Raw genomic sequence first — 15,817 nt, 5'->3', positions numbered from 1 at the left:
ATTATTCATTGTTATCAGTATTTTCAATTAATTTATCGCCAGTTTCAATATCCAGCAACTCTTCATTGTCTGTAGGAGCTCCCGTAATTTTTTCTTGTAACCATTGGAAGAATATAAACAGAATTGGAATCACGAATACTCCTAAAATAGTTCCAACTAAGAGTCCACCAACGGCACCCGTGCCAATAGAACGGTTACCTGCTGCACCTACTCCATTAGAAAGTACCAACGGCATTAATCCAAAAATAAAGGCGAAAGATGTCATCAAAATTGGACGTAATCTAGCTTCAGCACCTTCAATGGCGGCATCAACGATAGACTCACCGTGTTTTCTTCGCTGTAAAGCAAATTCTACTATAAGAATTGCATTTTTCGCCAAGAGCCCAATAAGCATTATTAAAGCTATCTGGAAATAGATATTATTTTGCAGCCCCATGAGTTGCGTTGTAACATATGCTCCAAAAACTCCGACGGGTAAAGAAAGTAATACCGAAAAGGGCAATAAATAACTTTCATATTGTGCTGCGAGTAAAAAGTAAACGAACACCAGCGACAGAATAAAAATGGTTGTTGTTTGGTTTCCGGCGTTTTTTTCTTCCAAAGTCAATCCAGAATAAGCAATATCAAAATTACTTGGCAACGTTTGTTTTACTTCTTCCACAGCATTAATAACATCACCTGAACTAAACCCTGGAGCAGTTGCGGCTGTAATTTTGGTTGAATTAAAAAGGTTGAATCGCGTTACCGATTGCGGGCCATAAACTTTTTTCAGTGTTACGAATTGCGTTATCGGTGTCATTTCACCACTTGCGGTGCGCACGTAAATGCTATTTAAATCACTTTCAGTGGCTCTATCTTCTGGTAAAGCCTGTACATAAACACGATATTGCTTTCCGAAGCGGGAAAAATCTGCTGCAAATACACTTCCTATATATCCTTGAAGTGTTGCAAAAATACTTTGCACCGAAACGCCAACCTCTTTTGCTAAAGGTACATTCAGCGTCATTTCGTATTGTGGATAGCGCGTGTTGAATGATGATTGCGCATATTGAACTTCGGGTCTTGCGGTTAGCTTCGCAATAAATTCTTGATTGGCCTGATCTAAATCGGAAAAGCTTCCTCCCGAACGATCCAATAAGTTCACTTCTGCTCCGGCCGAGTTTCCAAAACCTGGAATACTTGGGGGTGAAAAGAAGATAATCTGGGCCTCAGGAATTTGGGCTGCAATTCCGAAAAGTTGACCCGTTATTGCTTGCACGGAAAGTGATTCATCTTCACGATCTGCCCAGTTATCAAGTCTAATAAATCCAAGACCATAATTACTTCCTGCGCCACTAATTAAACTTCGTCCATCAATTACAGATGCTCCTTGCACTCCCGGTAAGTCTTTAATTTTGGAGTAAAGTATTTGGTTAACCTCGTGTGTTCTATCAACTGAAGAACCTGCTGGAAGTTCCACATTCATAAAGATAATTCCACGATCTTCATCAGGCACAAAACCTGTTTTGAGCGTTGCAGAAGACCACCAAATACCTAAAACGGCCAAAATTAAAATAAGCACAGTGATCCATTTATGTCTGTAAAGAAAATGAACCGATCTGCCATAACGATTTACAGTTGCTTTAAAACCACTGTTGAAACCGTTGAAAAATTTCTGTATAAATCCTGGTTTTTTACTGTTCTGTTTGTCATCGTGTCCCTTTAAAAACAGCGCACTCAAAGCTGGCGTCAACGTTAAGGCATTTACTGCAGAAATAATAATAGCAACAATAAGTGTAACCCCAAATTGTTCGTAAAACACTCCCGTTGGCCCTTTAATAAAAGTCACTGGAATAAACACAGCAGCCATCACCAATGTAATAGAAATAATAGCTCCCGAAATTTCGTGCATTGCCTTCAAAGAAGCCTTTTTGGCACTCTTTTCTCCTTCATCAATCTTTGAATGGACTGCCTCGACGACGACGATTGCATCATCCACCACAATACCAATTGCAAGAACCAATGCGAAAAGCGTCAACAAGTTAATAGAGTATCCAAATAAATTCAGAAAGAAAAACGTTCCAATAATCGATACTGGAACCGCAATAGCTGGAATTAAAGTTGAACGGAAATCTTGTAAAAAGATAAAAACAACTAAGAAAACCAAAAGGAATGCTTCAACTAAAGTCATTACCACCTTTTCTATGGAAGCATTCAAAAAGTTATTGGTATCGTAAGGAATATAATAAGTGATTCCATCTGGCAAGTCGCGTTCTACGCTTGCTAGCTCAACCTTTATGGCATCAATAATTTCCTGTGCATTGGAACCTTTGGTCTGAAAAATACCCATATTCACTGCAGGATACCCGTTAGTTACGGAACCTCCGGAATAAGATTGTGCCCCTAATTCAATTTTGGCCACATCACTCAATTTCAAAAATTCACCGTTGCCCAATGCTTTTATTACAATGTCACTGTACTGTTGTTCGGTTTTATAGCGGCCTGGATATTTAATAGTATATGAAAATGCTTCACCATTATTTTCACCTAAAGACCCGGCAGCAGCTTCAAGACTTTGTTCTTGTAAAGCAGCAATAACATCAGTGGGCATCAAACTATAAGCAGCAAGTTTTTGTGGGTTCAGCCAGATGCGCATCGAATAATCTTTTCCTCCAAAAACTGTTACATCTCCAACACCATTTACCCTTTGTAATTCAGGAATTACGTTTATTTTTAAATAATTTTGAAGAAAGGTGTCATCATAATCCTTGTTTTCACTATAAAACGAAAGGAACATCAATGCACTAGTCTGTTGTTTTGAAGTTGTAACCCCTGTTTGAATAACTGCCTGTGGCAATAAAGGATTGGCTCGTGCCACCCTATTTTGTACGTTAACCGCAGCAATATCTGGATCCACATCTTGATCAAAAAATACGCTAATGGAAGCTGTACCGTTGTTTGTGGCAGTAGAAGTTAAATAAGTCATTCCTTCCACCCCATTTATTTGCTCTTCCAGTGGAATTATTACACTTTCAAGAATCGTTTCAGCGTTTGCCCCTGGGTAGGTAGCATTTACCTGAATAGTTGGCGGTGCAATATCTGGATATTGTGTAATAGGTAAATTGGATAGTCCTAAAACTCCAAGAATTACTATAATTATCGAAATAACCGTCGATAGTACGGGTCTGTCTATGAATGTTTTTAGCATCGTTTTTTTTCTTGTAAAGGGTTATCTAAAAACTTTTTCGATAGGTTTAGCAATGCTGTCAAAAGGCATTTCCTGTGGGTTTATTTTTGAATTACCACGTAATTTGTTGGCGCCTTTCGCTACAATTTTATCACCCTTCTGCAAGCCAGAGGTAATAACATAAAGATTTCCAACTTCGGCATTTTTTTCAATTCTGGTTGAAGTTGCCATTCCATCTTCCCCAACTTTATAAACATAGAAACTTCCTTGTTGCTCATAAGTAGCTTCTTGAGGAACAATCACGGCATCTGTAAATACTTTTGGAAGTTTAATTTTTCCACTATTTCCATTCGTTAAAATGCGCGAAGGATTGTCAAAAACAGCTCTAAAAGTAATAGAACCTGTATTTGCATTTACTTGTGAATTGATAGTTTCAATGGTTCCTTCCTGATCGTAAAGACTTCCGTTTGCCAACAGTAACTGCACTTTTGGAAGGTTTTTTATTTTTTCTTCAATCGTTTTTCCTTCTGCATTCAGAATAAAGTCTAAATATTCCTTTTCATTCATTGCAAAATAAGCGTACACTTTACTGATGTCTGCAACCGTTGTCATCGGAATTTGTGATGAAGGGCTCACCAAAGCACCTTTCCGAAGATTAATTGAGCCCACATAACCATCTACAGGACTTTTTATATTTCCGTAATCAATGTTTGCTGCAATGCTATTGTAGCCACTTTTAGCTTGTTGAAGTTTCGCTTTTGCGGTTTCAAGTTGTACGTTGCTGATTATATTTTTGTCAACCAAAGGTTTTAATTTATCAACCTCAACTTGGGCAGCATTCACATTTGCACTTGCGGCGGCAGCATCTTGGCTCAAAGTCTGAGTTTCCAGACGGAAAAGAGTTTGACCTTTTCTTACTTTTTGGCCTTCATCCACAAGAACATCTGTAATGTAACCCGAAATTTTTGCGTTTACTTGGCTATTTACAATTCCCTCAATACTTGCGGGATACGTAGTAAATGCCGTCACTGTTTTAGTTGGAATTGTTACTACAGGCAATGTTGGAGCCTGGGGTGCACCTTGAGCTTGTTGCGCACTCTTGTCGTCACCACAAGAAGTTAGCATTAGTAAAAACCCTAAAACTAAGGCAAGGGAATAAATTAAATTTTTCTTTTTCATTGTTGATTTTATTAGTCGAATTATTGCTTTTCAGTAAGTTTTTTTTGAATTTTTTCAATGGATGCACTTGCTTGCGAAAGAAATTCCACATAATCTTTGTGAAATTCCATATCGAAAATTTCAGGACAATCCGTTGGAAGTTCTGAATTGATCTCCTTCTTATATTCCATTATTTCAAGATGCAAAACGCGTTCATTTTTCCAATTTTTAAGCATTACGCTCATTGAATTTATCATTGCGTCTGGAACAAGTGTGAAATATTTTTTGCGATCACCGCATTTAGTGTGATATGTTATGCGGTTTGCAGCCTGTAATGTGGTTAAATGTGTTGAAATTGTACTTTTGCTTGCACTGAGTTCACAAACCAAAGATTCAAAAGTCACACCCTTTTTACCAGTCAAAATTAAGGTAGAAAGAATTCTCGCGGCCAATGGGGCGATTTGTTCCTTACCCTCAATGTGCACACCCAATTTCTCAATTAAGTTTTCTTTTTTTGTCAAAATATAAATTATGAATTATTATGTGGGCACAAAAGTACGTTTAGTTCGGAATCATCCGAACTAACCAGTATTAAGTTTTTGTTAAATAAAATTTAGTGGGTTTCTGAAGCAGATTTTATCTCGATTGACTCTCGAAGTTCGTTGCCGTCTTGGTCGGTTGCCGTTAACATATATTTCCCTGGTTTGGGTGAAACAGCCAATTCATGAAAAGTTTCCGTTTTACCGATATATTCTGAATCCAAATACCAGTAAACCGTGTTTTCGGGAGAACGATGCGCTAGTTTGAAAATTACTTCGTTCACATTTTCGTCAAAATTCTTCGGAAGTAAAACCGCTTCATTTTTTTTCGGATAAATAAACGCCATTAATTTTTCGCCTTCCTGCAAACAATTGGGCGCAAAAGGCGGCAAAGGATGATATTCTGGGTGAAGCGATGCGTAGTAGTATTCCATAACTGGCGGTAACACAAACCAGTTTTTTTGAACCATTTCCGAAAGCGGATAGCACGAAGAATTAACCCGATAATTCTCCGTCCCGATACCTCGGGATAAAAATACAGTTTGGTGGTACGGACAAGCTTCGGTTCGCGCGCCGTTTTTTGGAATCCATTCCATTTTTATTTCATCACAAAAAAGTCCGGCGAGATGGCCGCTTTTGGTACAGATTTCAACCTCAACCAATTCATCGTACGGAATGTTGAACCAACCACTTTGTGGCAAAACATTCAAAACATCGAACAACACAGGTGCCGCAGCTTGAATTCCCGTTAAACCCGGACGACCTTCGCCATCGGCATTTCCAACCCAAACGCCTATTGCGTATTTCGGTGTTACACCAACTGCCCACGCATCTTTAAAACCGTAACTCGTTCCTGTTTTCCACGCCAACGGCTGACTACTTGTGAAAAATTCCCAATTTTCCTCACCGCTGGGGCGGTTCACTTTTTCCATTGCATCGAAGGTTTCATAAATTGCTCCTGCATTCCAAACGGAAGGTTTTTGCTGAATTTTTCCGAAATCAATTTCTTCGTGTTCATACACATAAACAGGTTCCATAAATTCATTCTTTCGGTATTCGCTGGAAGAAATGTTGAAGAAATTTAAGGTTGAAGCCATTCCTGCATAGGCTTTCGTTATATCCCATAAACTGCTTTCCGCACCGCCCAAAATCAGTGACAATCCATAATAATCTGCAGGTTTGTCCACGGTTCTTTGATTCATTTTTCCAAGAATATTATAAAAACGCTGTAAACCGAAATTACGCAACATTCTCACCGCTGGAATATTTAGCGAACGCGAAAGTGCCACGCTTGCTGGGACTGCCCCATTAAATTGTTTGTCGAAATTTTCTGGAGTATATCCATTTACTGTAGTTGGAATATCGGCCACCAATGTATTCGGGAGAATTTCGCCCGCATCGAGCATTGAAGCAAAAAGAAATGGTTTTAAAATACTACCTGTGCTTCGCGGTTTTTCGATGATATCTACATAATTATTGTGCTCTCGAGTAGTTGGCGAATTGCCCACATAAGCCAAAACTTCACGCGTGTTTACGTCCATTACCAATACAGCGAGATTGTGGATTTGGTTTTGAGCCAACTGATAATGCTGCTCTTTCACGATATTGTTCACCTTTTGTTGAAGTGAAAAATCGATTGTAGTTTCAATGCGTTTGCCGCGATGTTCCTTTCGTATTTTTTCAGTTATATGAGGTGCATATTCTGGTAAAGGCAACGGTTTTCCGGGTAGTTTCTCATCCAAAGCTAATTGATAGGTAGTTTCATCAATTACTTCATTTTTGAAAAGTTTCAGCAATAAAGCATCTCTTTTTTGCTTTAAAATTTCTTCGTTTTTCCCAGGAAAAATAAGTGAAGGCGCATTTGGAAGAACCGCTAACGCAGCCGATTGTCCCCAACTTAAATCGCTGGCAGGAAGCCCAAAATAACGCCAAGACGCAGTTTCCAACCCAACCACATTTCCTCCGAAAGGCGAATACGAAGCGTATAAATTCAAAATCGATTTCTTTTTAAAACCCGCTTCCAAACGCGTGGCTTGAAAAATTTCAATTAGTTTTTCAAAATAAGTTCGCCCTTTATTTTGCCTGGAAAGACGGATTACTTGTTGGGTAATCGTACTTCCGCCGCGACGGGAATCTGTGGTGAGATTATTCCAAAGTGCTTTTGAAATGGAAACCGGATTAAAGCCGGGATGCCAATAAAAATGCTCGTCTTCAAAATAAAGAATACATTTTTCAAAGCGGTCTGGTACTGAATCCATTTGCGGAAATCGCCACTGACCGTCATCGGCAATTCGAGCACCAAGCATTTGCCCGCTGCTACTTTCCGCAACGGTTGCGGTGGGAACATCAAATAATGGCGAAGGAAGGCAGAAGAGCCAAACCATAAATAAAACTAGCGCGATACTGAGTTTTATTTTGTGGGTTTTAAGGAAGAAAACGGTTTTATTATTCATATTATTTCTACATCAGTCTCCGCTCTAAAATCCATACTTAATTTTATTTAAACTATCCTTTTTTTGTTGTAGGTCCAATGGTGCTAAACCAATCGAAATTCTATTACTATCCACTTTTTTCAAATCATCTATCATATTTGCACCTCTAATAGTTCCATAAATTTGAGGCTCTTTATGATAGTAATAATATTGATCAATCATAGCTCCCACATAATATGGTGATGCCTCGCCTTTTCGCACAAATTCCCTGACCTTTGGCACGAAATAATTCATACGGATACTATCATCTGTGTGAAGCAATATGGGACCTATATCGATATGTCTACCGTCTAATGAAGTCGGACCTACCATTTCGTCATTAGGAAAACCTACGCTTTCAAAAAGTTCGATCAATCTTAATTCGTGCAATTTATCAATGCTGTCAACCTTTTTCCAATCCGCTTCAGAACCTTTGCTCCTAACTCCTTGATCAGCATAACGCATTAAAATTAATTCGTCCCTCAACTTTAAATCCATCTTATCCATAAACTGACTACGTAAAGTATCGTACTCCAGTTCTAATTGCTTCCCGTATTTTGAAGCCAGAAATCCTTCAAAACTTGTATTATTTTGAAATCTACTTAATTCTGAACCGCTCAGAATTGATTTTTTCAAAAACTCATAAGTCAATTCATGCTTTTTTAAAATAGCAGTAGTTTCTGCGAACTTTTCAATTTCATTATAACCTAGCGTTGTTATTGGCTCACAAGAATTAAATGCAGTTTGATACAAATCAAATGCTCTTTGGTGATTTTTAGTTTCAAATTCGTAATCCGCCTTATAAATTGTTTGATAGTAATCTGTAATATAATTGCATTCCGTTTTTTTGTTAACAGAACAACTGAAAAGAACCGAAAGTAGAAGTAACACAGCTAATCTCATAGTTTAGTTATTAAAAAAATTGAGCAAGAATTACACTTCGAGTGTAAACCTACAAGGTGGCCTACTAGTGGTTAAAATAGAATAGCATTTACCCCTTCCGTCTTTTCAAAACTGCTCTCTGGCAGTTTTGAAAATCCACCTTCCCCTAAAAAAGGGGAAGGAACCAAAATGTAATTGTCATAATTCTAGATTTACAATTCAACAGTTACCCACATTCCTTTATTCCGTGCAAAATACGAGTTGTCATACATCGCCTCAACTTGCGTTCCGGGCAAATAATACGTTCCTAAATAGGACGCATTTAGTTTCACAGTGAACGTCTTCGTTTGATTGCTATTTAAATCGAAGAAGAAGTTTACACGGTCGTCGCGAATATCAGTATATCGTGCGTCTCCGCTTGCGCCTCCGCCCAATGCACTAAAACTGGTGTTTACAATTTCCCAACCGCTTGGGAATATTTTTGAAAGTGCTACATTATTTATCCAATCGTTGGAAGTATTGGTAATACTGACCTTTGCAATTATTTCTGTTCCTTGTCGCAATTTTGATACGTCGATTGGTTTTCCATCACCACCCAAATATTCAGATTTTATGGAAAGATTCCGTTTTTCTGCAAGTTCTTTTCCTAATGGTAATTTCCCTTGTTGTGAAAGCGAAACGTAAACAATATTTCCTTTTTTATTGGTTACTGAAACAGAATTGTTTCCCATCACAAACGACAGATCTCGTTGTGCAATGGCGCGGTCGGTTTTAACCTCAACCGATTTCCCGCCATTTGTAAACGTAAGTTCCATTGCTTTTCCGCCGTTCTTTTCAACCATTTTTGCCATCGTCATTAAAGCATACGAAGTTTCCTGCGTGTTGTACCAATTTCTCGAAGACAAATCTTTCGCCACGGAAATTGCCATTTCACGTTGTTTCGGATCGCCCAATAAAACCATGGTTTCCAAAGCCATAACACGGTTTCTGAACGGAGAACCGTACGTATAATAGTCAGATTTTTGGGGAACAAAATTAATATTCGCCGACTGTGCAATTTGCTCAGCAACATTTTTCTTTCCAGCCAAAGCATAAGCCGCAGCCAGTCGCCATTTAGCATCGTTACTCAATTCTTTGCTTTCGCGAAGTCTGTTCATTGCAGCTAATTCAGGTTTTCCTGCCAATGCTAAAGTGTAAAGTCTATAAGCCTGTGTTAAACTGGAGTTATATACCGCATAACTATTTCGCCATTGGCGAGCCGTATTTTGCTGATACAGCAACCAATTACTCATAAAACTTATCGGCAAAGCGTATCCTTTTTGCTTCGCTTCAAGCATAAAATGACCCGCATAAGTTGTGCTCCATTCATCTGCTTCGCGTTCGCCGGGCCAATAGGAAAGCCCGCCGTTGGCAAGTTGGAATCTGCCCAAACGCGCAATAGTTGCTTTTACATTTTTTTCAATTACTTGTTTTTTGTCGAAAGTAATGTCGAAAACATCTGCCAAATACAACTGCGGAAATGCGGATGAAGTAGACTGCTCCAAACATCCATATGGATAGTTAATTAAATATTCCAGCCTTTTTCCGAAATCCATCGGTGGCAAAGTTGAAAATTCAAGCGTCGCCGTATTACTTCCGGCTACGCCAAAAGTTTCAAAATTGATGGTTTGTGAGCCATTTTCTGAAATTGTGTATTGCGTAGATTTTTGCGAAATCGGATTCGGATTTTCCACATCAATTTCAACTTTGTAACTCGCTTTTTCACCGCTGCCGGAAGCGGTTACTTCTATGGTTTGAAACTCTTTCGTTGGAAGTACTTCGAATTCAAAATTTACAATTTGTTCTCCCGGTTCGTTGAAAGAAACAGTTTTTGAAGAACCATTTATCGGTTTCAACGCATCGCCAGTTTTCACAGTAATTGTGGCGGTTTTCACTTTATTCTCCATTGCAAAAACGGTAACAGGAAGCGTAACGGTTTCACCCGGCGATAATTTCCGCGGAAGCGAAGCCAAGACCATTAAAGGCGTACGTACGGGTGTGGTTTTTTCTACACTGCCGTAAGCACTTTTGGTTTTATAGCCCGCAATAACCATTGTGCGAACGGAACCGATATAATTTGGCATCATAATATTATGAGTGGCCATTTTTCCGGCAGCAAGTTCAAATGGCCCGAGATATTTTACAACGGGTTTAAAGCGGTCTGCTTTTCTATTTTTCGCGCCCAAAGCCGCATCGCCACCACCAATTGCATAAATATTATCGACACTGCCCGAATATGCGCCAATTACATAATCAAACATATCGAACGTTTTTACACCCAAAGCTTCGCGACTGTAAAACGCTTCGTGAATATCTGGTGTTCCAAAGCGCGTTAAATCCAGTAAACCTTCATCAACAACCGCCAAAGTATAGGTCATTGGTTTGCCTTTTTCTTCGGAAACTTTTACGGTGAATTGTTTCTCTGGTTTTAATACTTCGGGCATCGAAATTATTGGGTGAAGTACCGTTGAAGGATCCTCCACCAAAAGCGGAATTACACCGTAAAGCCTCATCGGTAAATCATTCTTCGTTTGGCTGTGTGGCTGCAGTAGTGAAATATTCACATAAATATTCGGCGCCATTTCCTTCGTAATTTTTATCGCAGCTTTGGTTTCTCCTTTTTTGGTTTCAATCCAATGCGTTGCCAAAACTTCGGTGCCGTTCTCAACGCTAATTAGTGCGTGACAGTCGCTTCCCGAAGGAAACGTTATAAAAGCTTCTTCGCCTACATTGTATTTATCTTTATCTGCTGAAAAAACTAACATTTTCGCGCTTTCTGAATCGCCATCGCTTGGACGCTGCGACCAATTTCTATAGAAATAAGTGATGCGTCCCGTTGCGTGGCCAGATTGTTTATCGATTACTCTTATTAAATAACGTCCGCCTTCATCATCGGGAATATTTACGGTGAATTTTCCCTTTCCGCTGCCATCAGTTTTTAAGGTGAAATCTTTTACCGGGCGGTGAACAGTGGAGTTTTCATAAGTTGAAAGATTATCCGAACCTCGGTTCCACCACCAGCGCCATTCAATCTGAAACACTTTTACTTCCAGCTCGCGATTAGCGGCAGCTTGGCCTTTAGTATCTACGGAAACCACATCAAAATTTGTATTTTCATCTGTAAAATAAGAACCGTAGCGACCAGCTTCGGGCGATTTTAACCCAACAAAATGTGTGAACGGCGCCAAATCTTTTGAAAAAATATCCATTGAAAAGTCGCCTCCGCCTTCATAGACTTTCGTTAAAAAAGTGGCTTTCAACATTCCGGGTGCATTATTTCCAACTTCCATCTTTTGGCTAAAAGAAACAACGCCTTCCGAAGAAAGTTGCGTATCCAAAACTGGGATTTCTACTTCATTAAAGCTACGAATAGGATCCGTGAAATTATATTTTGGAAACTTCGGAAAAGCTGTATTGCTCGCGCGAAGTGTGGCCGTCATATCGATTTTTAAATTTCGCGCAGGCGATCCGTGAAGCCACGTGGCGCTTGCCATTCCTTTTACGGGTTTTGTTGCATCTAGAATTTCATCGTCAAAATCGAGTTTTATTTTTAGTCGATTTGGTTTTATGGTTGCCACTTTTAACGTGTGACTAAATTGCGCGCCGCCGACGGTTATTGTTGCGTTCCAATTTCCAGTTGGGGCGGATGCGTCTGTGGCGATTGGAAAATAGTAAAAGTCTCCCAGCCCCCTAGCCTCCGAAACCCCTCCGCCTTCGGCACCTCCTCTTGAAAAAGGGGAGGAACTGTTTCCTATGGTATTTAAGACTGAGCGTTGAACCAATTTTCCTCGGGCGTCGGTTACAGAAAGTGTTACGGGATGATTTTTGGGAAGCGGATTTGCGTTGTCGTTTAAGACAAAAGTTAAGTGAATACTGTCGCCGGGACGGTAAACGCCGCGTTCGGTGTAAGCGTAGCCTTTTAGACCTTTTTGTAATTCTTTCCCGGAAATATCGAAATTACTCATGGAAAGCGCATTTCCGTCTTCCAATTTTATATATGCAAAATTGTTGCCTTTCTGTGCTACTGCGAATGCCGCATTTTTTTTGCTATCATAAAGCGTAGAACCATCACTTTCGGTGGTTACGGTTTCAATTAGTTGTTGTTGATAATTGAAAAGTTTTATTTTCACCCCACCCTCAGCTTTCGCCGAAACTAGGTTTGTAGCGAAAAAATGATAGGAACGGTTGTTGCCTTTTTTCACAATCAAGCCCAAATCTGAACCAAGAATATTTGCCGTAACTACGCGCTCTTCGTTATAATATGCGGGATGGCACGGATTGTCCTGCTGCTGCCAATTATAGGTGTAATTTCTCCAGCGGTAAATTTCATTGTCCCAATAACGCTCTTCACGAAGTTCTTCATCTTCGGAAGAATCGGTAGCGTAATAAGAGTCTTCTTCATAGTAATCGCCGTAATATTCGTCGCCTTCTTCTTCATTTTCATCGGTATTTTCTGAAGCAGTTTCAGCACAATCATAGCTTATATAATCTTTTTTGAAACTGATTTCTAATTGATAAATGGCGCCCGGATCTGCTTTAAAATATTCCGAAAGATTGATAGCATAGGCTTTCCAACTACCATTATTTCCCAAATCTTCATTTTTAAGATTGATGGTTTTTTTAGCTATTCTTCGTCCAACTCGTTTAATATCGTAGGTGTTATTGTCATTCAAATTATAACTTTGAAGAAACTGCAACACGTTGTTTTCGTAAATTTTTATTACGCGAACGTCAACTTTTGAAAGATTTACCGCTTCAAAATAAACGGGCGTAGAAGCGGAGTTTGGAAGAATCACGCCTTTAGAAATCATCCGCACGGCGGGTTTTAATTGTTCAAAAGACACCAATTCTGAAAATTCGTTTTTTAAGCCGAAACCTTCGGTATTTTTAATTCCAGTGAAAACCGTGACTTTTACGTCGCCGACTACTCTGTTTGGCGGATAAACATTTAGAACGTTTCCGTTTACTTCGTATTGTAAATTCTGTAAATTTTCAATAGTAACTAAGCCAGCGAAATCCTGATTTTCTAACAACGGGTCAGAAAAGTTGATGCTTAAAAGTGCAGCCGGCGCCAAAGTGCTACTAATATCTACGATTGTAAAGTTATTTTGTCCCGGAATTGCGAACGTATTTTCGCCTTTATTTTCTGCATTGATTGGTTTTCCGTCCCATTGAATAAGAATTTCCGAATCTTCAATTTTCCGAGTAATGCTATCGATTGTAAAGTTGAAAAAGCTAGCATCTGTTTCTTGGAATGACCATTTCAGCTTAAGATTTTTGCCATCTTGCGAAGCCGAAACTAATTGTTTGGCTTTTTCAAAAGAAATAACATCTGAAGCCTTAATGGATGCCTCAACATATTGCCATTGCTTGCTGTAGCTTTGAAGTTTACCAACTTCAACTTTGAAATTTGGCGTAATAGTATGAAAACTGAACGTGTAGGATTTAAATTCGGGAGCAATGTTTTCATAAAACTTATTCAACTTTACGGTTATGGTATATTCGGTGTCTGGATTTAAATTTGCGGCCGGTTGAAAAATTAGAGTTTTGCCGTTTTCAACTACAAGTTTCCCTCCGGTTTTTGGAGAAATACTCAAATATTCATCTGCCGAAAGTTCTTGAGTCATCTCAAATTGCTCCACAGGTTTGGCAAGTTCAACACGAATGTCTGTTGTGATGGATTGGTTTCCGTAGGTGTTATACGAAATATAATCCTTGAATTTGAAAAGGTTGTCTGTTTCGGAGTGTTTGTCTTTGTCTTTGCAGGAAAAAACGAGAAGTAATAAAACAATGGATAGAACCTTGAGTGAGGTTTTCATAAGCGATGGTTATAAGTATTTAAAAATAAGCCAAATTCATATGCTTACAAAGCAAAACTGTTTTAATATCTTATTCAGAAATTTGACATTTAGAAGGTAATTAATACAAAAAGCAAGCTGATGATTCTCTTGCCTATTTCTTGAACAATTTATTATAGGCCATATATTCGGGGAAATTCCAAGATAAAAAGCTTTTAGATTCCCAATCTTGTTTAAAAATTTCTTTCCTAAATTTAATACGTTTATGATATTGTTCTGCATTCATAAAGTCTGTTTCGTAAGAGAATAATTCTTTTTGTATGTTTTCTATTCTCGTTAATTCTGAAATAGGTTTGTCTAAATAGGGTAGCGATTTATCTGATAAATCTGCCAAATAATCAAAATGCAAAAAAGCTGTATCGGCGTGGGCAAAATTATATTTCGCAATTAAACTATCCCAATTAACTGTGCTGCTTAGTACCAATATTACATACAATATCAAGGCATTTGTGCGAAAAAGATAAAACCCAGATTTTACATTTCTTATTTTTTTGAAAACTGAATATAGACCGTATAACGTTAAAATCAAGAAAATTGCGACACCAATTCTTTTATAGGCTAATGAAAAATATTCTATGTACCAATAGTTGCGAACACCTACAGAAATTGCCAAAATTGCATTTTGGAATAACCATAAATAGCTTAGTTTTTTTAAGAGTTTATTTTTAGCGTAAAAATTAATATTCCCCCTAAAGAAGTAAAGAACTATCGTAATTGATATTATAATAGAGAAAATTAAAAGATAAGTTCCCTCGTGTACAAATTGTTTTAAGGTTTGTCCGTCCCACTCAAAATTGAACCAAACCAAATATATATCTGTAATATTCAGTATTAACAAAATTAAGTTCAGGATGAAAAGCAGAAACAAAGCGGCTTTTAATTCATTTTTTAAACTTAGTGTTTTAAAACTTCTTATGCCTTTTCGTTTTCTTCTTATTAATAGATCATTAGCACTAGCATCTGTCTTTTCAATTGATGAATTTTTTGTTCTGAAGAATAATATATTGCTAATTAACAAGCCTAGTAAAAGCGTTACTATAAATAGAATTTCAATATCCTTAAAAATAAAGTTGAAGGCGTTTTGAAACTGCATACCCATATTCACCGTCAATTCATCAAAAATTGGATTTGAAGCTCTGTAAATGGCCACAAAAATAAAAATAACTGCTGCGGGAATTATAAAAATTCTGAATTTCCAAAAGGTATTTCCAATACTAGTGCCTTTCACTCTTGAGCTTATTATGCTATTTAAAAATTCAATTTGAGACTGAAATATTAATTTTACTGAAATTAAAGCAGCAGTAATAATTGATTTTGCATACAGATAATTAAGAACTCCCACGAAAATAAATGCAGCTATAAAATGAATAACATACGAAAAAACAGAGTGTGTAAGTACTGTAAATACTGATGTTAATAAGAATCCTAAAGTTGTAATAACTTGAATTTTATTTGAAAAGTTAAACTGTTTAGTGAGAATCAAATAAATAATAAACGCGGTCTCAAAGATTATTAGGTTAAGACCCAAATCGTGATTGTAGAATAAAATTGAAAAAAGTATTGCACTAAGAAAAGTTACTGGAAGTAAGTTTTTTACCAACATCTATTTGAAAATTAAGAATTAGATGTAGTTTTTTTCTATGCTTGCTTTTTTAGGAAATTTAGTAGTAATGTTATTTAGATAGTAATATCATGAAAAGGTTG

The 15,817-nt window shown here is 37.9% G+C and carries 7 protein-coding genes; all 7 read right to left on the bottom strand.

The annotated features are described in order from the left end of the window. Nucleotide 1 precedes the first annotated feature (1 nt). The 7 genes from AC3RVG_RS05080 to AC3RVG_RS05050 all read right to left on the bottom strand — a co-directional run bounded on the left by AC3RVG_RS05080 (nucleotide 2) and on the right by AC3RVG_RS05050 (nucleotide 15,716). On the bottom strand, nucleotides 2–3,187 hold the full coding sequence (locus AC3RVG_RS05080) for an efflux RND transporter permease subunit (protein WP_489690362.1): 3,186 nt from the start codon (nucleotides 3,185–3,187) through the stop codon (nucleotides 2–4). Nucleotides 3,188–3,208: 21 nt separating this feature from the next. Continuing rightward, the gene (locus AC3RVG_RS05075; RefSeq protein ID WP_489690361.1) at nucleotides 3,209–4,345 is read right to left on the bottom strand and encodes an efflux RND transporter periplasmic adaptor subunit; all 1,137 of its coding nucleotides are present in this window, start codon (nucleotides 4,343–4,345) and stop codon (nucleotides 3,209–3,211) included. A 20-nt stretch (nucleotides 4,346–4,365) separates the two neighbouring features. Further along, nucleotides 4,366–4,845 carry a GbsR/MarR family transcriptional regulator gene (locus tag AC3RVG_RS05070; RefSeq protein WP_489690360.1) on the bottom strand — a complete coding sequence of 160 codons (480 nt, stop codon included), beginning with the start codon at nucleotides 4,843–4,845 and terminating at the stop codon, nucleotides 4,366–4,368. A gap of 92 nt (nucleotides 4,846–4,937) precedes the next feature. Continuing rightward, complete coding sequence (gene pbpC, locus AC3RVG_RS05065) at nucleotides 4,938–7,316, bottom strand: penicillin-binding protein 1C (RefSeq protein WP_489690359.1); 2,379 nt, start codon at nucleotides 7,314–7,316, stop codon at nucleotides 4,938–4,940. Nucleotides 7,317–7,340: 24 nt separating this feature from the next. After that, nucleotides 7,341–8,237, bottom strand: coding sequence for a hypothetical protein (locus AC3RVG_RS05060; protein ID WP_489690358.1), 897 nt, complete (start codon nucleotides 8,235–8,237; stop codon nucleotides 7,341–7,343). A 191-nt stretch (nucleotides 8,238–8,428) separates the two neighbouring features. Next, nucleotides 8,429–14,074: an alpha-2-macroglobulin family protein gene (locus AC3RVG_RS05055; protein WP_489690357.1), complete on the bottom strand. Its 5,646-nt coding sequence runs from the start codon at nucleotides 14,072–14,074 to the stop codon at nucleotides 8,429–8,431. Between the two features lie 133 nt (nucleotides 14,075–14,207). Then, entirely contained in the window at nucleotides 14,208–15,716 is a 1,509-nt protein-coding gene (locus AC3RVG_RS05050; RefSeq protein WP_489690356.1) for a DUF4153 domain-containing protein, read from the bottom strand. Between the last annotated feature and the right edge of the window lie 101 nt (nucleotides 15,717–15,817).

It is taken from the genome of Aequorivita sp. IT1282 (assembly GCF_058068205.1).
The sequence above is the reverse complement of the archived record's forward strand: the minus strand, read 5'-3'. Positions and strand labels throughout refer to the sequence as shown.